Raw genomic sequence first — 21,534 nt, forward strand, 5'->3', positions numbered from 1 at the left:
ATTTGGGAGGTATAAAGGATGAATATACTTGTAATAAACTGTGGCAGTTCTTCTCTTAAATATCAGCTTATCGATATGGAAGGAGAAAACTTGTTGGCCAAAGGTCTGGTTGAAAGAATAGGAATTGAAGGTTCCAGGATAAAACACAGGACAACCGGAAAAGAGGAAGTTGTAATTCAAAAACCGCTGAAAAATCATAAAGATGCCATGAAGTTAGTCTTGGATTCTTTGATTGATAAAAAGTATGGAGCTATTAAATCTCTTAAAGAGATAAATGCGACTGGACATAGAATAGTACATGGAGGAGAAAAATTTGCATTTTCAGTAAAAATTGATGCTCAGGTAATGAAGACATTAAATGATTGCATAGATTTAGCGCCATTACATAACCCACCAAATATCATAGGAATCGAAGCATGCAGAGAGCTTATGCCTGATATTCCCATGGTAGGAGTATTTGATACCGCTTTCCATCAAACTATGCCGGAGGCTAATTATATATACGCTCTTCCTTATGAATTATATAAGAAATATAAGATAAGAAAATACGGATTTCATGGTACGTCTCATAAATATGTTTCAATGAGAGCATCTCAATTGGTGGGAAAAGATATTAAAAATTTAAAGATAGTAACTTGTCATTTGGGAAACGGAGCAAGTGTTTGTGCGGTAGACGGAGGAAAATCCGTTGATACAAGCATGGGATTTACTCCTTTAGATGGGTTGGCTATGGGAACGAGATCCGGCAGTGTGGATCCTGCTATAATACCGTTTTTAATGGAAAAAGAAAAGTTGTCCGCAGAAGATGTAAATGAATTATTAAATAAGAAATCCGGTGTGTTGGGTATATCCGGAATAAGCAGTGACTTCAGAGATTTGGAGTCCGCCGCTTCAGATGGAAATAAAAGAGCCAAATTGGCTTTAGACGTATTTAATAATAGAGTCAAAAAATATATAGGAGCTTATGCCGCTTTAATGGGAGGAATAGATGTATTGGTATTTACTGCCGGAATCGGTGAAAATTCTTCCGAAATCAGATACGAAATATGTAAAGGCCTTGAATTTTTAGGGATAAAAATGGATAAAGAAAAAAATCAGGTCAGAGGCAAAGATGCATTGATAAGTCAGGAGGATTCGAAGGTAAAAGTTTTTGTAATTTCCACTAACGAAGAACTTATGATAGCAAGAGAGACAAAGGAACTTATATAATTTTCTTGACAAATTTTATCTTGCTTTATATAATTATTCATGTTAGCTGTAATGAGGTGAAGATTATGAGCATTAATCTGTCAAGTTTTTTTGATGATAATGTTTTAAGTATCCACGTAGACAAAAATTTAAAATTGGAACCTTTATATATAAATGAACGTAAAATTTTGTTTACGGAACCTGTAAAATTTACCGGAAACATATTTAGAGTTGGTGAAAATAAAATTCTAAATGGAAATTTAAATTATAAATTTATTGAAACCTGTGCCAGATGCTTAAAAGAGTTTGTAAAAGAAATAGATATTCCCGTATCGGGAAAGCTTATAGAAAGCAATAAAAAGATGATCCCTGACGGAGATGGAGAAGAACCCATATATTATAGCGGGAATTCGGTAGATTTAACTGAATTTATAATTTCTTCCATAGTAGTTTCCCTTCCGATGAAATCTCTTTGCAGAAGTGATTGTAAAGGGTTATGTCCTAAGTGTGGAAAAAATTTAAATGAAGGGAATTGTAATTGTAATCGAGATGATGTTGATCCGAGATTTGCAAAATTGAAGGATCTGTTCAGCGAAAATTAAGGAGGTGTTTTAATTGGCAGTACCAAAACGAAAAACTTCAAAGGCAAGAAGAGATAAAAGAAGAGCTTCTGCATATCAGCTTTCAAAAGTTACCTTAGTAGAATGTCCTCAATGTCATGAATTAAAAGTTCCTCATAGGGTATGTGGGTCTTGCGGATATTATAAAGGTAGAGAAGTAATAAAAGTTGAAAAATAAAAAATCAATGAATTAAAAAGACAGCATATCATAAACCGCTGTCTTTTAATTATTGATTTTTTATTTGGGGTAATGTATATTTAATATCAACAGTAATTTTATGAATCTTAAAATTGTGAAAAGGAGGGGAAAGATGAATATTCTTGTAGATGCAATGGGAGGAGATAAAGGCCCAAAAGTAGTGGTTAAAGGAAGTATACTTGCTTTAAAGGAACTGAATGTAGATATAACCCTTGTAGGGGACGAAAGCATAATTAGAAAAGAACTTTCTGAAAATAATTATACGGGAGACAGGATAAGTATAATTCATGCCGAAGAAGTTATAAATAATGAAGATGAGGCTGCAATGGCAATCCGCAGAAAGAAAAATTCTTCCATGATTATAGCCCTTAATCTTTTGAAGGATGAAAAATATCAGGGATTTATTTCTACAGGGAATACAGGAGCATTGATAACAGGAGGAACGCTTATTACAAAGAGAATAAAGGGAATTGAAAGAGCTGCCATAGCATCACCCTTTCCAACCGAAAATGGAATGGCATTCTTGCTGGATGCCGGAGCTAATGCAGACTGTAAACCTGACTATTTAAAACAGTTTGGATTGATGGGTTCCATATATTATGAGAAACTATTCGAAGTTTCTTCGCCAAAAGTTGGATTAGCCAATATAGGGGTCGAAAAAGAGAAAGGAAATCTTCTTGTAAAAGAGGCTTATGAGCTCCTTGAAAACTCTAATATTAATTTTATAGGAAATGTTGAAGCAAGGGATATACCGAGAGGCAAGGCGGATGTAATAGTTTGTGACGGATTCGTGGGAAATATCATACTTAAGCTGACGGAAGGCTTGGCGTTTACTATTTTTGATATTCTTAAGGATGAATTTATGAAGTCTTTTTCTCGAAAAATAGGAGCTTTATTATTAAAGTCAAGTTTTAAGGCATTTAAATCTAAGATGGATTACAGGGAGTACGGCGGAGCTCCTCTTCTTGGGATTAGTAAACCTGTTATAAAAGCTCATGGAAGCTCTGACGAAATTGCTGTAAAAAATGCTATTAAGCAGACTAAAAATTTTGCAGAAAAGGATATTATAAAAATAATAGAGGATAATATATCTATTAGTGAGTAATACTTAAAAATTTTTTGAAATTTTAATAATAAGTTTGTCATAGATATAAAAAATATATATAATATATATGTTTTAAAATATTATTATTTTGGAGGTATTTTTATGGTGCTTGAGAAATTAAAAAAGATTATTTCAGAACAATTTGATATTGATGAAGAAAACATAACTATGGATTCTTCTTTTCAAGATGATTTAAATGCAGATTCATTGGATTTAGTGGAACTTATAATGGCCATAGAGGATGAATTTGATCTGGAAGTTGATGACGATGAGGTTGATAAAATAAAAACCGTCGGAGATGCAGTGGAGTATATTCAAAAAACGACTGATTTAGAGTAATATTGATAAAAAATGGGTCTTGAGGATATCGAGACCTAATCTTTTAATACTTGAAGATGTTTCGGAGGTATAGTTATGAAATACAATTGTTCGTTTAAAGACAAATTGAGTATTTTTGAAGAGAAAATCAATTTTAAATTTAATAATATCGATATTTTAATTAATGCTTTAACTCACAGCTCTTATGCAAATGAACATAAGGGAAAGTATTATGAACATAATGAAAGGTTGGAATTCTTAGGAGATTCGGTATTAAACATAATTGTCAGTGACTACATATATAAAAAGTACCCTTATTATCCCGAAGGTGAACTTACCAAACTCAGAGCCGCCATAGTATGCGAATCGTCCTTAGCATTTATATCGAGGCAGATAAACCTTGGAGAATATCTCGTTTTGGGGAAAGGAGAAGAAACTACGGGAGGAAGGGAAAGGGATTCCGTCTTGGCAGATGCTTTTGAAGCTTTGCTCGGAGGGATATATTTAGACGGAGGATTAGAGAAAGCTAAGGAATTTTTTATAAATATCTTTAAAAAGAATGTTATTTCTCTGGAAGAGGAAAAGGATTTATTTTTTGATTATAAGACAAAATTTCAGGAGATATTTCAAAAGAAATTCGGCTCAAAGATAGAATATACTATTGAAAAAGAGGAAGGCCCGGATCATGATAAGGTATTTTATGTAGATGTAGTTGTTGATAATAAAATATTGGGAAGAGGATTGGGAAAAAATAAAAAAGAAGCTGAACAAATGGCTGCAAAAGAAGCTCTTAACGGAATGGGTGTTAAAAATGAGTAAAGATTATTATATAATTCCTATTTTTGTTCCTCATTTGGGCTGTCCGCATAATTGTGTATTTTGTAATCAAAGAAGGATTACGGGTAAAACTGATGAAATGGATGAAAATAAAGCTCAACATATAATAGAGGAACATCTTTCCACAATACCTTCCCGCAGAAAAGATGTGGAAATAGCATTTTACGGAGGGAGTTTTACCGGTATTGATCTGAATCTTCAGGAAAGATTATTAAACGTAGCTTTTAAATATAAGAAAGAGGGTGCGGTAGATAGAATTCGCCTTTCTACACGACCTGATTATATAGACAAACTTAGGCTTGATATATTAAAAAAATATCATGTAGATATAATAGAGCTGGGGGTCCAGTCATTAGATGACGAAGTTCTTATTTTAAGCGGAAGAGGGCATAATAAGGAAGACGTATATCGTGCTTCAGACCTCATAAAATCTTATGGATTTAAACTGGGGCTTCAGATGATGATAGGCCTTCCTGGAGACAATATGGAAAAATCTCTCCTTACGGGAAGAGAGATCATCAAGATGAATCCCTTCTGTGTAAGGATATATCCTACTCTTGTAATTAAAGACACTTATTTGAAGGATTTATATGAAAAGGGCGAGTACGTTCCCCTTTCCTTAGAGGAAGCAATAGATATTTCGTCAAAGCTTTTAGTACTCTTTGAACGCAATAATATCGATGTTATAAGAATAGGACTTCAGCCTACTGAGAACATGACAACAGGGAAAGATGTGGTGGCAGGGCCATTTCATCCTGCCTTCAGACAATTAGTCGAATCAAGGCTTTACAGAGATTTTTTGGAGGAATACTTTAAAAATTTTCAGAAAGAGGATATTAAGAATAAAATTATTACTATAGAAACGAAGGAAAGAAATATATCTCCTATGGCAGGGCAGAAATCGTCGAATATTAAATATTTAAAAGAATTATATGATTTTAGTAATATAAAGGTATATAAAAAGGATATTGATTCCCAAATCATCATTGTTCATATAGAAGATCATTATGATATAATAGATAAAAAGGATATTTTGAAAAATTATTTTAGAGATATTGTTTAGATGAGAAATTAAAGGGTTTCTGATGTTTCGGGAAACCTTTTAATAAAAATGGCGAGGTGTTGTATTTGCATCTTAAAAAATTGGAAATGCACGGGTTTAAATCCTTTGCAGATAAAACGGAAATTGAATTTAAGGACGGTATAACGGGAATAGTCGGTCCAAACGGAAGCGGAAAGAGTAATATAGCCGATGCAGTGAGATGGGTTTTGGGAGAACAAAGCGTTAAAAATTTACGGGGAAACAAGATGGAAGATGTAATATTTTCCGGGACCGAAAAACGCAGAGCTGTCGGATATGCCGAAGTTACAATTGTTTTCGATAATAAAGATTTAAAGATACCTATAGAATATTCTGAAGTTGCCGTTACAAGAAGGATGTTCAGATCGGGAGAAAGTGAATATTATATAAATAAAAATTCTTGCAGGCTTAAGGATATAAGAGAGCTTTTTATGGATACGGGAGTGGGCAAGGAAGGCTATTCCATTATCGGGCAAGGGAGAGTTGATGAGATCCTCAGTACAAAACCAGAGGACAGAAGGAATATATTTGAAGAAGCATCTGGGATTGTTAAATTCAAAATGCGAAAAGAAGAATCAGAGAAAAAGTTGGACAAGACGGAAGGAAATATACTCAGAATAAACGATATTATAACGGAATTGGAAAGTCAGACAGGTCCTTTGAAGGAACAATCGGAGACAGCTAAGGAATATTTAAAATTGTCTCAGGAATTGAAGGAAATCCAGGTTAATTTATTCTTGAGGGAGATTGATAATTTAAATTCTAATCTTCTAAATCTTGAAAAGGATAAGAAAAGTATAGAAGACCAGATCAAAAAAAGCGTTGAGGAAAATGAGTACCTGCAAAAAGAATACCTGAATATAAAATCCAAATTGGAAGAAAAGGAAGGATCAATTGAAAATATAAGAAATAAAAACTATGAAATTCAAAGTTCCGCTGAAAAATATCAAAATGAGTTGTCGTTAATTAATGAAAAGGAAAGGTACTTAAATAAAGAAAAGGAAAGAATTGAAGGAGAGATTACGAATTTAAATAAAGAGAGAGAAGAACTGCTTGCAGAAGAAAAAAAAGAAGAGAACTCTTTAAAGATTGCGGATGAGGAATTAATAAAACTAAGTAAAAAATTGGCAATAAATGTTGATGAATTAGACAGTATCAATAATGAAATTTCATTAAAGGATAGTGACATACAAAGCCGGAAGGACAATATCTTTGAGAAACTTAACTCTGTGACGGATATAAAAAATAAGATTATTAATTTAAACGCTTTTGAAGAAAATATAAATAAAAGAATATGTCAGATAGATAGTGAAACAGAAGAGATGAGAAAAGAAAAAAGCGAAAAAATGCTGTTGCTGAATGGAATTAAGAAAAGTATAGTCGATAGGGAAAAGGAATTTAACAGATATAAAGAAGAAGCGGAAAACAGGTTGAGACGTCAAAAAAAGCTTAAATCAGACATAGAGAATATATCTTTAAAATTCAATGAATTGAAAGAAAACCTGAATGGGAAGATATCCAACTTTCAACTTCTGAAAAATATGGAAGAAGAATATGAGGGTTTTTATAAAAGCGTAAGAGGTATACTTAAAGCCATAGATAAAGATAATTTCTTGAGTAAGGGAGTAATAGGAGTAGTTGCCAATCTTATTAAGGTTGACAAAAAATTTGAAAAGGCTATAGAGATGGCTTTAGGTTCAAATTTACAGAATATAGTCGTTGATAAAGAGGAGACAGCCAAAAAATTAATCGATTATTTGAAAAGAAACAGGTTGGGAAGAGCTACTTTTCTTCCCTGTACTGCCATAAGAGGAAATAAACTAAAAATCAGTTCTCACGACAGCAATGAAAAGGGAATTGTAGGAGTTGCCGCTGATTTAATTGATTTTGATAAAAGATATATGAATATCTTTGAATATCTTATGGGCAGAACTTTGATAGTGGAAAACATTGATTGGGGAATAGCCATAAGCAAGAAATATAAAAACTCTTTTAAGATTGTTACCTTGGACGGGAATATTTTAAATCCGGGAGGTTCCATAACAGGAGGGAGTGTTTCCAATGCTCCTACCAATATATTAGTGAGGAAAATGAAATTAGATGAATTGGTTAAGGATATTGATGTTCTTAAAGAAGAAAAGAAATCTTTAGAGAACAATATATGGAAGCTGAAATCTCTAAATGACAAAGAAGAAGCGGACTTAGAGGATTTAAATGAAAAGATCAAGACGATGAATATTGAAATTATTCAAATGAAAAATGAAGAGGACAATATTGTTCAGGACATTGAGAGATTAAAAAACGGAGAGGATAAGTATTTAAAGGAAAAAGAAAGTTTAAATGCGGAAAAAACAGACATGAAAAAGGAAAGTCTGAATCTTAAGGATCAACTGAAAGAAGCAGAAGAGGGCAATACAATATTGAGAGAAAATATGAAGGAAGAGATGGAGAATTTTGAAATAAGGAAAAAAACAAGAGATGAATTAAACGACAAGGTAACTCAAATGAAGATAGAGAAGAGCCTGAAAGAAAGTAATCTCAATTCAATTAAAGAAAAAATAAATAATATCAAAGAAAAAATAGGGAATTCTCTATTGGTCGTTAATACTAAAAAAGAGGAAATCGAAAAACTAAAAGATGATTTATTTCAGTTGGTTGATAAAAAGAAAGCTTTGTCTGAAAAGATAGATGCATGTAAATATGATCTTCAAAATTCCGAAGAGGAACTTGAAAAGGAAAAAGAAAAGAAAAAAGAACTTACATGTTCTTTAAACTTAAAGGATGAAAGCCTGAATATAATAAAGGATAATATAAGCAAGTTAGAGAAAAATTTAAATAATATCAATATTAAGGAGGCCAAGTATTCCGTACAGGTTGAAAATTGTTACGGAAAGCTCATGGAAGAGTACGAACTGACCTATGAAGAAGGGCTGGATTATAAAATTGATATAGATGATGAGAAAAAGTATTATGATAGAGCTAAGGATATAAAGGAATGTATAAAAAATCTCGGAACAGTTAATCTAAGCTCTGTGGAAGAATATAAGAAGGTAAAGGAAAGATTGGACTTTATTAAAGATCAGAGAAAAGATTTAGTTGCCGCAAAAGAGGATTTGATCAATGTAATTAAAGAGATGGAAGAGAAAATGAGAGAGCAGTTTGTCCATAGTTTTAATTTGATCAGAAAAAACTTTAATGAAGTTTTTGTTGAGTTATTCGGAGGAGGAAAAGCGGATATCTATTTGGAAGAACCTGAAAAAGTTCTTACCAGCGGTATAGAGATAATATCTCAACCCCCTGGGAAGAAGCTTCAAAGTCTGACTTTGCTTTCAGGAGGAGAAAAATCCCTTACAGCAGTGGCCCTTTTGTTTTCCATACTGAAAACGAAGCCGACTCCTTTTTGTATTTTAGATGAAATAGATGCTGCTTTAGATGAAGGAAATATTTATAGATATACTAAATACTTAAAGAAGATTTCTCAGGATACTCAGTTTATAATAATTACTCACAGAAAGAATACTATGGAAATTGCCGATGTGCTTCATGGTGCTACTATGGAAGAGGAAGGGGTAACTAAGATGGTATCCATCAAATTAAAAGATAAATACTCTGAAATTGCAAGCTAAGGAGGAAGAAGAATGTTTAATATTTTCAAAAAGAAAAGCAATGAAGAAGATATAGAGGGAAAAGAAAAAGATACCGATGAAAATAAAGAAGGATTTTTGTCGAAGCTGAAAGAAGGGTTAGAGAAAACCAGAAAGGGAATGGCCGAAAAAATTGACAGTATATTGAAATCTTACGGCAAGATTGACAACGGCCTTTTTGATGAATTGGAAGAGATTTTGGTAACAAGCGATGTAGGGATTAATACAACTATGGATATTATCGAAAGGCTGAAAACAAAGGTAAAGGAAAATAAAGTAACGGAAGCTATCGAAGTAAAAGAATTGCTTAAAAATGAAATAAAGGATATATTAAATGAAAAAGAAAAAGACAGGGAATTAAATATTGAACCTTCTCCGGCAATTGTTTTAGTTGTAGGGGTAAATGGGGTGGGAAAGACAACAACCATTGGAAAACTTGCATATAATTTGAGAGAAGAAGGCAAAAGGGTACTTATAGCGGCGGGAGACACCTTTAGGGCGGCGGCAATCGAACAATTGGGGGAATGGAGCAAAAGAGCCGGAGTCGACATGATTGCCCATCAGGAAAATTCAGACCCGGCAGCAGTAATATTCGACGGAATCCAAGCAGCCAAAGCAAGAAAAACAGATGTACTGATATGTGACACGGCAGGAAGACTTCATAATAAGAAAAACCTTATGAATGAGCTGAATAAAATATTCAGAGTTGTTGAAAGAGAATACGGAGATGCCAGAAGAGAAGTACTTTTAGTGGTGGATGCAACGACCGGACAAAATGCGTTAATTCAAGCCAAAGAATTTCAGGAAGTATGTAATATTTCGGGAATAGTATTGACAAAATTGGACGGAACGGCAAAAGGAGGAGTGGTTATTGCCCTCCAAACAGAATTAAATGTGCCCGTTAAGCTTATAGGAGTAGGAGAGGGAATCGAGGATCTTCAAAAATTTAATACCGATGATTTTGTTGATGCTATTTTTGATTAATATAAGAAAAGCTTTTATCGAAGAATTATAAGGAAGCTTTTCTTGAAACTCATTTACGGAAAGTTCTTTTTAATCAATACTTATAAGAGAGAACTTTCCTATTCGTTATAAAAATATTTATAATAATACCATGAATTTTTTTGAAATTCATGGTATTATTGTTATAGGGAAACAAAGGAGGGGTTATTTATGGAATGCCGATTTTTTGGTTTAAAAATCAATAAGTTTTTCAAATTTTATTTACTGATTATCTCTTTACTTAACTTAGCATATATAGTTTTGGAAACATACAGTTTTAAATTGGGGAATTTATTTTCTTCCTTAGGAACCGATTCGCTTTTCACAATTAAAGAAACTTATCCGATGGAATTTGCAATGAGGGAGAATATACAGAAAATTAATAATGCTGTAGTATATTTGATTTTATTTGTCAGCTTATTTTGTTTGTTAAGGCTTATAATGAAGAAATTTGATTCAACTGAGATAAAGCAATTTTTAATAGTTAATTCTGTTTATTTACTTTTTGCTGTTCTTATAAGTTATATACTTTCGGCTGTTTTTTCAGCTCCTATCGGGAATTTAACGACACAGCTCCTATCGGTTTGTGAAGTAACGGCTATAGTTTTGATATGTTATATTGTGAAAATCTTATATGGAAAAGTCAGATTGATGTTTCACTAAATGGATAAAATTTTTTTGTTCATGTTAGGTTTTTCCTCAATGCATTAGTTGATCTAAATCTTAGCGATAAATATAATTTTTTGCTCGGTATGTTGACAAAGAAGAAATTATATATTAAAATAATTACTGTCAAGTTTATAACTTGACAGTAATTATTTTATGGTGATGATTATTATGGAAAAATTGGTTGAAATGGGAATATTGTTTGATTTTTACGGAAAGCTTTTAAGTGAAAAGCAATACAGAGTTATAGATTTGTATTATATAAACAATTTTTCTTTAGCTGAAATCGGAGAAGAGATAAATATAAGCCGCCAGGGAGTTTATGATATTTTAAAAAGAGCAGAAAATCGTCTTGTTCAATATGAAGATAAATTAGGGTTGGTTAAGAAATTCAAGGACACTAACGAGAAAGTCAAAATTATACTGAATCTTACCAATGATATTATGATGTTAATGGAGAAAAAGAAATTGAGTGAGATTAATAGTAAATTGCAGTATATCCAAAAAATTTCCCAAGAGATAATAGAAGAAGGATAGGAGGGTAGACAATGGCATTTGAAAGTTTGTCCGAAAAATTACAAAATGCTTTGAGTAAGCTTAAAGGTAAGGGAAAGCTTAATGAAAAAGATGTGGATTTAGCTATGCGAGAAGTAAAGTTGGCCCTTCTTGAAGCAGATGTAAACTTTAAGGTTGTAAAAAATTTCATAAATGATGTGAAAAAGAGAGCTGTCGGCTCGGAAGTGATGAATAGTTTAACTCCCGGACAGCAGGTAGTTAAAATTGTAAATGATGAACTTACTAAACTGATGGGTGAGAGAGAAAGTAAAATTAATTTTTCGTCATCACCTCCTACTATAATACTTATGTGTGGACTTCAGGGTGCAGGGAAAACTACAACTGCGGCAAAGTTGAGCATGTCTTTTAAAAAACAGAATAGACGTCCTTTGCTGGTTGCCTGTGATATATACAGACCGGCTGCCATCAAGCAATTGGAGGTAGTAGGAGAGAAAGCGCAGGTCCCCGTATTTTCCATGGGAGATAAAATAAATCCTGTTGATATTGCCAAGGCTGCTTTAGAGCATGGAAAGAAAAACGGCAACGATGTTATTATTATTGATACGGCAGGAAGGCTTCATATTGATGAAGATTTGATGGCTGAGCTTGAAAATATAAAAAATGTTTTAAACCCTGAGGAGGTATTGCTGGTTGTTGATTCCATGACCGGTCAGGACGCAGTAAATGTAGCTGAAACTTTTGATGAGAAACTTGGAATTACGGGAGTAATACTTACAAAACTCGATGGGGATGCAAGAGGCGGAGCTGCTCTTTCCATAAGAGCCGTAACAAATAAACCTATTAAATTTGTTGCCATGGGTGAAAAATTGGAGGATTTGGAACCTTTTCATCCTGACAGAATGGCTTCAAGAATATTGGGAATGGGCGATGTATTGACTTTAATTGAAAAAGCTCAATCTGCCATAGATGCACAAAAGGCAATGGAACTTGAAGAAAAACTCAGAACTCAGCAATTTACTTTGGATGATTTTCTGGATCAGTTGGATCAGATGAAAAATTTAGGACCTCTTGATCAGATTGTGGGAATGATACCGGGACTTAATTCAAAGGCGTTAAAGAATGTAGATGTGAATGAAAAAGAATTAGTCAAAATAAAAGCAATTATACAGTCAATGACTAAAAAGGAGAGGCAAGATCCGTCGATTATTGATAGCGGCAGAAAAAAGAGAATATCCGTGGGAAGCGGTACTAATATTCAGGAAGTAAATAAACTTTTGAAGCAATTTAAGGAAACAAAGAAGATGATGAAGAGATTTACGGATATGGGGAAGATGTTTAAAAAAGGCGGAGGAATGAAAAAGAGAAGATTTCCATTTATGTGATAAATGAGCAGTACATTAAAAGGAGGTGAAAAAATGTCAGTTAAGATAAGATTAAGAAGAACTGGAGCTAAAAAGAATCCTTTCTATAGAATTGTTGTGGCTGATTCTCGTTTTTCCAGGGACGGAAGATTTATAGAAGAAATCGGTTATTATAATCCGTTAACAAATCCTAAGACTGTGAAAGTAAACGATGAAAAGGCTTTAAAATGGATGAGTACCGGCGCAAAACCAACGGAAACTGTAAACAAACTTTTTAAAGAAAGCGGATTATATTCCAGATCTCAAGAAGAAAAAGAAGAAGAAAAGAAGAATGAAGGCAGTGAAGAATAATTCCCGGGAGGTGAATTAAGTGGGTGAATTGGTAGAAATGATAGCAAAGGCTCTTGTTGATAATCCTGAGGAAGTTGAAGTAAACGAAATTGAGGGAACTCAATCGGTAATTATTGAATTGAAAGTAGCTCCGGAAGATATGGGGAAAGTAATAGGAAAGCAGGGCAGAATAGCAAAAGCAATAAGAACGGTTGTCAAGGCTGCCGCAATTAAAGAAAACAAGAGAGTAGTAGTTGAAATCATACAATAAAGGGGTTAGATAAAATCTAATCCCTTTTATACCTTTGAGGTGGTGAGAATATGGAATGGATACAGATTGGGAAAATAATCAATACCCATGGGATAAAAGGGGAGGTAAGAGTATACCCTTTGACAGATTATGTGGAAAGATTTGAAGAATTAAAGGAAATCTATGTAGGCGAGGCAAAACTTAAACTTCACATATCATCCGTATCATATAAAAAGGGAATACCTATATTAAAATTTAAAGAGTATGATAATATTAATGATGTAATCAAATATAAAAATGAGTATATTTATATAGATGAAAAGAATAGAGTGGAACTTCCCGAGGGCCATTATTTTATATATGAAATAATCGGCTGTGACGTATATGACAATTTTCAAAATATAATAGGAAAAGTGAAGGATGTTCTTCAACTAAGCAGTAATGATGTTTATGTAGTCAAAGATAAAGATTCGGATAAGGAATATTTAATTCCCGCCATAAAGGATGTGGTAAAGGCTGTAGATATTAAGAATAAAAGGATCATTATTAAGCCTATGGAGGGAATGATAGAATGAAAATCGATGTTTTGACGTTATTTCCAGAATTATTTGAAAGATTTAATGATTGGAGCATAATCGGAAGGGCTGCGGAGAAAGGCATCATTCAATTAAATTGCATAAATATAAGAGATTTTTCAACGGATAAGCACAAAAGAGTTGATGATTATTCCTTTGGAGGAGGGCCGGGGATGATTATGCAGGTTGAACCTATATACGAAGCCATCGAAAGTGTAAGAGATGGGAACTCAAAGGTAATATATCTTTCTCCCAAGGGAGAACTTTATAATCAAAAGATTGCCAATTCCTTATCTGAAGAAGATCACCTGATACTCTTATGCGGACATTATGAAGGCATAGACAACAGGATAGTGGAAAATTATATAGATATGGAAATATCCATAGGAGACTATGTTCTTACGGGAGGGGAAATTCCCGCTATGGTTGTAATAGATTCTGTTACAAGACTTCTTCCCGGAGCATTAAGTTCTTCCGAGTCCTTTGAAGATGAATCTCATTTTAACGGTTTGTTGGAATACCCCCAGTATACAAGGCCCCGGGAATTTAAGGAATTGGAAGTTCCGGAAATACTTCTCTCGGGAGATCACGAAAAAATAAATAAGTGGAGAAAATATGAATCGTTAAAAATCACATATAAAAAGAGAAAAGATTTATTATTAAAAAAGGAATTAACGGAAGAAGAAAAGAATATGTTGGATGAAATTAGGAAAAAAGAGCCATAGGAATGATTTCAAGAAATAATTATATTTAATATGGAGGGAGGAATAAATTTATGGGAGATTATAGTATTGTATAACGGAGAAATTGTTGAAATGGGAACTCACGAATCCATCATGACCAATAAGGGCAGATATTATGAATTATTTTATTCTCAGTTTAATGGTAAAAATACACAATAGGTTTATAATAAAATATTTGCAATTTCATTGTTTATATGCTATAATACACTTCGTATTTTGAATTACGGATGGTCCTCTGCATAATATGTAAGAACATCTATGGAGAAGGGAGGGTATGATTATGAATAATATAATTAAAATGATAGAAGAAGAACAAATTAAAAAGGATATCCCCGCATTTAGCGTAGGAGATACCGTTCAGGTTCATTATAAGATAAAAGAAGGTAATCGTGAAAGAATTCAGGTATTTGAAGGTATTGTTATCAAGAGACAGGGCGGAAGTTCGAGAGAGACTTTCACTGTAAGAAGAATATCTTATGGTGTTGGAGTTGAGAGAACGTTCCCTTTACATTCTCCCAGAATTGAGAAGATTGTGGTTACGAGAAAAGGTAAAGTAAGAAGGGCTAAATTATATTACTTAAGAGGCAGGCAAGGAAAGGCTGCTAAAGTTAGAGAGAAGACGAATTATTAATGTATTGGGACTGGATAGTCCCAATATTTGTTTATTAAGATAAATAGTATAAAACAGTGGGTGATTTTATGAATATAAATTGGTATCCAGGTCATATGAAAAAAACAAAAGAATCTATTAAAAAAAATTTAACTTTGGTAGATATTATATATGAGCTCTTAGATGGAAGAATACCTTTAAGCAGTAAAAACCCGGATATAGATTCCATAATAGGAAATAAACCTAAGATAACCATATTTAATAAAAGTGATTTAAGTAGTGAAGAAGGAAATAGAAAATGGAAGAATTATTTTAAAAAGAGCGGATTTCCTATTGTATTCATGGATTTAATGAATAATAGAGGACTGAACGAATTGATAAAGTTGTCCTATGAGATTACTGAAGAAAAAAGAAAAAATTTACAGAAAAAAGGTATAAAAAATAAGCCTATACGGGTTATGGTCTTGGGAATACCTAATGTAGGAAAATCTACTTTGATTAATACTATTTCGGGAAGAAAGGGGACGAAGACCGGAAATAGGCCAGGTGTAACCAAGGGAAATCAATGGATAAAAATTAAGGATAATATGGAACTTTTAGATACTCCGGGAATATTATGGCCTAAGTTTGAGGATGAAAATACATCATTAAATTTAGCTTTTACAGGTGCAATAAAGGATGAAGTACTGGATGTTCAAACTCTCGCCTTAAAGTTAATTGAGAGCCTTAAAAGATTATATCCTCAATTGCTGAAAGAGCGGTATGAAGTAGATATAGAAAATGTTTCTTCCATAGATATACTTAACAGTATTGCTTATAAAAGGGGATGCATATTGCGGGGAGAAGAAATCGATTATGAGAAGGTATGTAATATGGTACTTGACGATTTCAGAAAGGGACGTATTGGCAGAGTTACATTGGAAATGCCGGAAGATTTGGAGGGATAAGTATGATTCCGTTTGAAGAGGAATTGACAAATAAAGGATTTAAAAATATTGCCTGTATTGATGAAGTAGGAAGGGGATGCCTTGCAGGAGACGTAATAGCGTGTGCCATTATTATGCCTAAGGAAGGTCCCCTTATAGAAGGAATTAGGGATTCGAAGAAGCTGTCGGCTAAAAAAAGAGAAGAACTGTATCCTAAGATCTTAGACAGAGCCGTAGCCGTAGGTATTGGAAGAGCAGATTGTCACGTAATTGATGAAATCAATATAAAACAAGCTACTCGGCTTGCTATGAAACAAGCGGTACTTAATTTGAAAGGGAAGGATGATAGAACCGTTATTCCCGATTATATACTTATCGATGCGGAAAACATTGATTTACCCATTGATCAGAAGGGTATAATAAAGGGTGATGATAAATGCTATGGCATTGCTTGTGCATCTATTGTGGCTAAGGTATATAGGGATATGGAATGCTTAAAATGGGACAAGGAGTATAAGGGATATAATATAGCCCAAAATAAAGGATACGGAACAAAGGAACACAGGGAAGCAATAAAAAAAATTGGCCCTTCTCCCATTCATAGAATGACATTTTTGAAAAATATTATTTAATGGGGATACGCAATATGAAAATTGAATTTAATTTGCCTGTTGACAGGAATTTGTTAAAATTTAATAATTTGATCAAAGAAGGAGATATCATCCAAGGAGACATTGTTGACATAATTGGTGATAAGGTAATACTAAATATTGAAAAATATGGACAAGTTGTAACAAAATCACTTATGGATATGTCTCAGTTTAAAAACAGCAAAATGGATTATTATGTTAAAGAAATTAATGGAGACACTGTTGTCATTACTCCTTTATATAAGGAAGATGAACAAAATATAGGACCTTCGTTATTTAAGGAAGAAGAAAATTATCTTAAATCTATACTCAAAGAATATAATATCGAAGAAGATTATATTTCTATGGAATTTTTAAAAGCCTTGTCGGAATATGATGTGCCTATAAATGAAAATACTCTTCAGAAGGGAATTAAAATTCTTGATAGGGTTTATAAAATATTAAACTTAAAAGAGAATGAAAATATCATAAATGTTAATGACGGGAATGATGATTTTGAGGAAGATATAAGAAATTTTGTAGTTATCAGAGATGAGCCATCGGATGATAAAGAAGAGAAAATTGAGAATTATTCTGAATTTAAAAATGATAGTCCGACAGGAGAAAAAAACGTATTTTCTGCATACAGCAGAAATTTATCCCGTGAAAATGTTCTTATTGATAAAGAGGATATAAAGAGCAAAATATTGACAGTGAAAAATGATAGTAGAGAAGATATGGCGACGAACAAGGATAACAATTCCCTTATTAATGATGAAGTTAATGATGAAGGAATTGAAGAAAATGGGAAAAGTTTATTTATTGAAAATAAGATAAAATCTTTTTTTGAAGATAGAAATATAGATTCAAATTTTATAAAACAAATAGCATTTATGGTAAAACATAATATAATTCCTTCCTTAAGAAACATTGAATTTATAATGAAGATAGAGCAGGGTGAAAGGCTTTTTTCAGAAAATTTCTTAAAATCTGTTGAAAAAATTGACATTTCCTTATATAATGAATTAAAAAAGCTGGGCCTTAATATAGCGAAACTTGATGGAGATGAAATAAAAAATTATTATGAGGAACTGAATTATAAAATTGAGTTGGTAAACCATAAATATTTAAAAAGTAATATAGGCATGGAAGAAAAAGAGGAAATAATAAAAGAACTGAATGACAAGATAAGTTTCTTAAATGAATTGAATGACAAAATAAGCTTTTATTATATACCGTTGTATTCAAAAGATGAAAGATTGGGTATGATATCTTTTTTGTCAAAAAAAGGGAAAGAAAAAAAGAGTAATTTAAAGAATATAACTATTTTTATAAATCTTAATATGAGCAATATAGGAAACGTTAAGGTGTATTGTTTTGTTATGAACAGAACTATGGATGTGAATTTTAATATAGATGATGACTATTATTATTTATTTAAGGAAAATGAAGAATATTTAAAAAATAAACTTATGGAAAAAGGTTTTAAGATAAATAATATTACTTACACTTCAGAGGGAAATTCAAATTTATTTAAGAAATTAATTGTCAATGACAAACCTTTTTTCTATATAGATTTAAAGGTGTAGAATATGAAAGAGAAAAGAAAAAGCGCTGTAGCTTTAAAATATAATAAGGATAATTCAGTCCCTATAGTTGTTGCCAAGGGAAGAGGACATATTGCTGAAAAGATTATTGAAACAGCTAAAGAAAATAAAGTGGAAATATATGAAGATGAAGATGTAGCGGACAGTCTGATGAAATTGGAAATGGGAATGGAAATTCCTCAGGAGTTATATGAGGCTGTAGCTGAGATAATTGCTTATATATATAATTTAAACATGTATAGAGGAGAAAGTCATGAATAATGTAAAAAAAGGGAAAAGGGGAGAAGATTTAGCATGCAATTATCTCATTTCAGAGGGGTATGAAATAATTGAAAGAAATTTTTCCGTAAAAACGGGAGAAATTGATTTAATTGCGATAAAGGATGATGTAATTATTTTTATTGAAGTTAAATCTCGAAGCAACTGTAATTATGGATATCCTTATGAGGCGGTTAATTCTCATAAGAGAAACAAAATTATAAATACATCTTTGCATTATATGAGGATAAAAAATTTGACGAATTATCAAATGCGATTTGATATAATTGAAGTATATTTTAACGAAAATGACAGAATAAACCATATAAAAAATGTTTTCTATTAGAGAATAGCGAAAAATACATAATATTACTTATAACCCGGGGAATAAAAATATAAAGGGGAAAGAATTATGTACTCAAAAACAAACACATGTGTTCTTCAAGGGCTTTCAGGATACATCGTAGAAGTGGAAGCTGATTTGTCAAGGGGACTTCCCCTATTCAATATAGTCGGTCTTCCCGATACATCGATAAAAGAATCTAAGGAAAGAGTCCGGACCGCTATAAAAAATTCCGGATATGTATTTCCTTTAAGCAGAATAACGATTAATTTGGCTCCAGCAGTATTGAAAAAAGAAGGTTCTCAATTGGATCTGGCTATAGCAGTGGGGATACTTAAGGCTATGGAAATAATTAAGGAATTTGACAATCATAAACATACTGCTTTTATAGGGGAGTTGACATTAGAAGGAATAGTTAATAAAATTGAAGGAGCCCTTCCAATGATTATTTCCTTAAGAGAGATGGGGATAAAAAATGTAGTTCTGCCTTACGGCAACAGGGACGAATGTTCTTTGATAAATGATATCAATGTTTTTCCCGTTAAAAGCCTAAAGGATACAGTTGAATTTTTAAATAACGAAAAAGCCATAGTGCCCTATAAAAAGAAAAGGGAAGAACTTTTTCACAATGAAGATGAATTTGATGAAGACTTTAGCGATATTAAGGGCCAAGAAGGGCTTAAGAGGGCATTGGAGGTAGCTGCGGCGGGAGCACATAATATTCTTATAATCGGGCCTCCCGGTTCGGGTAAAACTATGGCAGCTAAAAGACTTCCCGGGATTTTACCGAAATTATCTTTTGACGAAGCTATAGAAGTTACCAAGATTTATAGTGTGGCAGGACTGCTGAAGGATAATTCGTTATTAATGAAAAGGCCTTTCAGGGCACCTCATCATACTGCGTCACCGGTTTCTTTAATTGGAGGAGGCAGAATACCTAAACCGGGAGAGATATCATTGGCCCATCACGGAGTTTTGTTTTTAGATGAATTGCCCGAGTTTCACAAGAACGTATTGGAAGTACTTCGGCAACCAATGGAGGATGGAGTAGTAACGATTTCAAGAGCAAATGCGACTCTTACATATCCTGCCCAGTTTATGCTTATAGGTGCTATGAACTTGTGTCCCTGCGGTCATTACGGAGATCCATATCACCCCTGTAATTGCAGCCGGATAAGTATTGACAGGTATTTAAATAGGATAAGCAGTCCGCTGCTTGATAGAATAGATATTCATGTGGAAGTGCTTCCCGTTAAATATAAGGATTTAATTGGGAAAGGAAAAGAAGAATCTTCGTTGATAATAAGGGAGAGAGTGAATATTGCAAGAGAACGTCAAGTCAAAAGGTATAAAGATGAAAAGATTTATAGTAATTCCATGTTATCTCCTAAGAATATAAAGAAATATTGCCTTTTAGACAAAAAGGCTGAAAATATAATTAAAGAAGCATTTAAAAAATTTAAATTTAGTGCCAGAAGTTATAATAAGATATTGAAAGTTTCGAGAACTATTGCTGACTTGGACGGAAAGGAATTTATAGAGGATAATCATATATTGGAGGCTATTCAGTATAGAAATTTGGAACAAAAATACTGGAGGTAAGGGGATGAATATATGAAAAATTTTTCCCACAAGGATATTTTAGTCTGGTTGAATAGTTTGTACATGAAGAATAAGACAATTGAGTACTTGATTGAATATTTTAAAGATATAACGTTGTTATGGACTGCGCCTGCAAAAGAAATAATGAATATGGAAGGGTTAAAATATGAAATTAAGAACAAATTGATTTCTTACAGAAATGAAGATTATTTGGAAAAAATTTTGGATAAAATAAAAAAATTAGATGTGGAAATAATAACTGTCTTAGATGAAGACTATCCGAAAAGGTTAAGAAACATTGATGACAGTCCTGTTTTAATATATACTAAAGGAAAATTTAAAGATGAAGATCATTTGTCTTTAGCTATAGTCGGCTCAAGAAAAGCTACTTCCTATGGAAAATGGGTAAGTGAAAAAATTTCCGGAGAGTTAGCAAAAATTGGAGTGACAATAGTCAGCGGATTGGCAAGAGGGATAGATACGGAGGCTCATAAGGGAGCCTTAAAGGAAGGAGGAAGAACCATAGCGGTTCTCGGTTCCGGAATTAATGAAATATATCCCAAGAATAATGAAAAACTTTTTTATGAAATAGAAAATTCGGGAGCGGTAATCTCCGAGTTCCCCATAGATACTAAACCTTTCTCTCATAATTTTCCCCAGAGGAACAGAATAATCAGCGGTCTATCTTTGGGAGTAATAATAGTTGAAGCTGGTGAAAGGAGCGGTTCCTTAATTACGGCTAACTTTGCGGCAGATCAGGGAAGAGAAGTATTTGCGGTTCCCGGAAATATCAACAGCATTTTTAGCAGAGGAACTAACAGGTTGATTAAAGATGGAGCAAAAATTGTAATGGACATTGATGACATATTGGAAGAAATATCGGAGCTTAAAGAAAAAGTTATAAAGGTATCCAAAAAAGGAGAAATAGATTTTTCAAAGCTTGAGGAGAATGAAGCAAAAATTTTAAAATGTATAGTTGAAAAACCAGTTTATTGTAATGATATAGTATATATGACAGGATTGGATATTTCTACTGTTAACAGTGTCCTTACTGCACTGCAATTAAAGGGAATGATAAGAGAATTAGGAGGAAAGATTTTCACATTATCATAGAGATTAAAATA

25 protein-coding genes are annotated in these 21,534 nt (G+C 32.8%); all 25 read left to right on the forward strand.

Going from position 1 to position 21,534, the window contains the following annotated elements; all coding sequences use genetic code 11:
* Positions 1-18 precede the first annotated feature (18 nt).
* Complete coding sequence (locus tag EQM13_RS08250; RefSeq protein WP_128752425.1) at positions 19-1,209, forward strand: acetate/propionate family kinase; 1,191 nt, start codon at positions 19-21, stop codon at positions 1,207-1,209.
* 65 nt (positions 1,210-1,274) lie between these two features.
* Complete coding sequence (locus EQM13_RS08255; protein ID WP_128752426.1) at positions 1,275-1,790, forward strand: YceD family protein; 516 nt, start codon at positions 1,275-1,277, stop codon at positions 1,788-1,790.
* A gap of 13 nt (positions 1,791-1,803) precedes the next feature.
* Positions 1,804-1,986 (forward strand): 50S ribosomal protein L32, encoded by a 183-nt coding sequence (gene rpmF / locus EQM13_RS08260; protein WP_128752427.1) that lies wholly within the window; start codon positions 1,804-1,806, stop codon positions 1,984-1,986.
* Positions 1,987-2,119: 133 nt separating this feature from the next.
* A complete protein-coding gene (plsX, locus tag EQM13_RS08265) occupies positions 2,120-3,112 on the forward strand; it encodes a phosphate acyltransferase PlsX (protein WP_128752428.1) in 993 nt (330 codons plus the stop codon).
* Positions 3,113-3,214: 102 nt separating this feature from the next.
* Entirely contained in the window at positions 3,215-3,451 is a 237-nt protein-coding gene (gene acpP / locus EQM13_RS08270; RefSeq protein ID WP_071138800.1) for an acyl carrier protein, read from the forward strand.
* A gap of 75 nt (positions 3,452-3,526) precedes the next feature.
* Positions 3,527-4,249 carry a ribonuclease III gene (gene rnc / locus EQM13_RS08275; RefSeq protein ID WP_128752430.1) on the forward strand — a complete coding sequence of 241 codons (723 nt, stop codon included), beginning with the start codon at positions 3,527-3,529 and terminating at the stop codon, positions 4,247-4,249.
* Positions 4,242-5,330: an elongator complex protein 3 gene (locus EQM13_RS08280; RefSeq protein ID WP_071138798.1), complete on the forward strand. Its 1,089-nt coding sequence runs from the start codon at positions 4,242-4,244 to the stop codon at positions 5,328-5,330. The genes rnc and EQM13_RS08280 overlap by 8 nt, the downstream gene beginning before the upstream one ends.
* Before the next feature lie 56 nt (positions 5,331-5,386).
* The gene (gene smc / locus EQM13_RS08285) at positions 5,387-8,974 is read left to right on the forward strand and encodes a chromosome segregation protein SMC (RefSeq protein WP_255417554.1); all 3,588 of its coding nucleotides are present in this window, start codon (positions 5,387-5,389) and stop codon (positions 8,972-8,974) included.
* 12 nt (positions 8,975-8,986) lie between these two features.
* Positions 8,987-9,976: a signal recognition particle-docking protein FtsY gene (gene ftsY, locus EQM13_RS08290; RefSeq protein ID WP_114218777.1), complete on the forward strand. Its 990-nt coding sequence runs from the start codon at positions 8,987-8,989 to the stop codon at positions 9,974-9,976.
* A 189-nt stretch (positions 9,977-10,165) separates the two neighbouring features.
* Positions 10,166-10,657, forward strand: coding sequence for a hypothetical protein (locus EQM13_RS08295; protein ID WP_128752432.1), 492 nt, complete (start codon positions 10,166-10,168; stop codon positions 10,655-10,657).
* Positions 10,658-10,831: 174 nt separating this feature from the next.
* Positions 10,832-11,197: a YlxM family DNA-binding protein gene (gene ylxM / locus EQM13_RS08300; RefSeq protein ID WP_128752433.1), complete on the forward strand. Its 366-nt coding sequence runs from the start codon at positions 10,832-10,834 to the stop codon at positions 11,195-11,197.
* A gap of 11 nt (positions 11,198-11,208) precedes the next feature.
* Positions 11,209-12,558, forward strand: a complete 1,350-nt coding sequence (gene ffh / locus EQM13_RS08305) for a signal recognition particle protein (protein ID WP_128752434.1) — start codon at positions 11,209-11,211, stop codon at positions 12,556-12,558.
* Positions 12,559-12,591: 33 nt separating this feature from the next.
* On the forward strand, positions 12,592-12,888 hold the full coding sequence (gene rpsP, locus EQM13_RS08310; RefSeq protein WP_071138793.1) for a 30S ribosomal protein S16: 297 nt from the start codon (positions 12,592-12,594) through the stop codon (positions 12,886-12,888).
* A 19-nt stretch (positions 12,889-12,907) separates the two neighbouring features.
* Positions 12,908-13,138, forward strand: a complete 231-nt coding sequence (locus tag EQM13_RS08315) for a KH domain-containing protein (RefSeq protein WP_071138792.1) — start codon at positions 12,908-12,910, stop codon at positions 13,136-13,138.
* Positions 13,139-13,188: 50 nt separating this feature from the next.
* On the forward strand, positions 13,189-13,692 hold the full coding sequence (gene rimM, locus EQM13_RS08320; RefSeq protein WP_114217819.1) for a ribosome maturation factor RimM: 504 nt from the start codon (positions 13,189-13,191) through the stop codon (positions 13,690-13,692).
* Positions 13,689-14,417, forward strand: a complete 729-nt coding sequence (trmD, locus tag EQM13_RS08325) for a tRNA (guanosine(37)-N1)-methyltransferase TrmD (protein ID WP_114217818.1) — start codon at positions 13,689-13,691, stop codon at positions 14,415-14,417. Before rimM ends, trmD begins: the two co-directional genes overlap by 4 nt.
* 66 nt (positions 14,418-14,483) lie before the next feature.
* Positions 14,484-14,594 carry an ABC transporter ATP-binding protein/permease gene (locus tag EQM13_RS08330; protein ID WP_128752435.1) on the forward strand — a complete coding sequence of 37 codons (111 nt, stop codon included), beginning with the start codon at positions 14,484-14,486 and terminating at the stop codon, positions 14,592-14,594.
* A gap of 121 nt (positions 14,595-14,715) precedes the next feature.
* Positions 14,716-15,066, forward strand: a complete 351-nt coding sequence (gene rplS, locus EQM13_RS08335) for a 50S ribosomal protein L19 (RefSeq protein WP_071138787.1) — start codon at positions 14,716-14,718, stop codon at positions 15,064-15,066.
* Between the two features lie 68 nt (positions 15,067-15,134).
* Positions 15,135-15,992 carry a ribosome biogenesis GTPase YlqF gene (ylqF, locus tag EQM13_RS08340; RefSeq protein ID WP_071138786.1) on the forward strand — a complete coding sequence of 286 codons (858 nt, stop codon included), beginning with the start codon at positions 15,135-15,137 and terminating at the stop codon, positions 15,990-15,992.
* A gap of 2 nt (positions 15,993-15,994) precedes the next feature.
* Complete coding sequence (locus tag EQM13_RS08345) at positions 15,995-16,603, forward strand: ribonuclease HII (RefSeq protein ID WP_114217816.1); 609 nt, start codon at positions 15,995-15,997, stop codon at positions 16,601-16,603.
* A 14-nt stretch (positions 16,604-16,617) separates the two neighbouring features.
* Positions 16,618-18,189, forward strand: coding sequence for a hypothetical protein (locus tag EQM13_RS08350; RefSeq protein WP_114217815.1), 1,572 nt, complete (start codon positions 16,618-16,620; stop codon positions 18,187-18,189).
* A 3-nt stretch (positions 18,190-18,192) separates the two neighbouring features.
* Positions 18,193-18,468 (forward strand): EscU/YscU/HrcU family type III secretion system export apparatus switch protein, encoded by a 276-nt coding sequence (locus tag EQM13_RS08355; protein ID WP_128752436.1) that lies wholly within the window; start codon positions 18,193-18,195, stop codon positions 18,466-18,468.
* Positions 18,461-18,811, forward strand: a complete 351-nt coding sequence (locus EQM13_RS08360) for a YraN family protein (RefSeq protein WP_114217813.1) — start codon at positions 18,461-18,463, stop codon at positions 18,809-18,811. The genes EQM13_RS08355 and EQM13_RS08360 overlap by 8 nt, the downstream gene beginning before the upstream one ends.
* Positions 18,812-18,877: 66 nt before the next feature.
* Entirely contained in the window at positions 18,878-20,410 is a 1,533-nt protein-coding gene (locus tag EQM13_RS08365; RefSeq protein ID WP_114217812.1) for a YifB family Mg chelatase-like AAA ATPase, read from the forward strand.
* A gap of 12 nt (positions 20,411-20,422) precedes the next feature.
* Complete coding sequence (gene dprA, locus EQM13_RS08370) at positions 20,423-21,523, forward strand: DNA-processing protein DprA (RefSeq protein WP_114217811.1); 1,101 nt, start codon at positions 20,423-20,425, stop codon at positions 21,521-21,523.
* The last annotated feature ends 11 nt before the right edge of the window (positions 21,524-21,534 follow it).

The sequence above is a fragment of the Acidilutibacter cellobiosedens genome (genome assembly GCF_004103715.1).
Lineage (GTDB): Bacteria > Bacillota > Clostridia > Tissierellales > Acidilutibacteraceae > Acidilutibacter > Acidilutibacter cellobiosedens.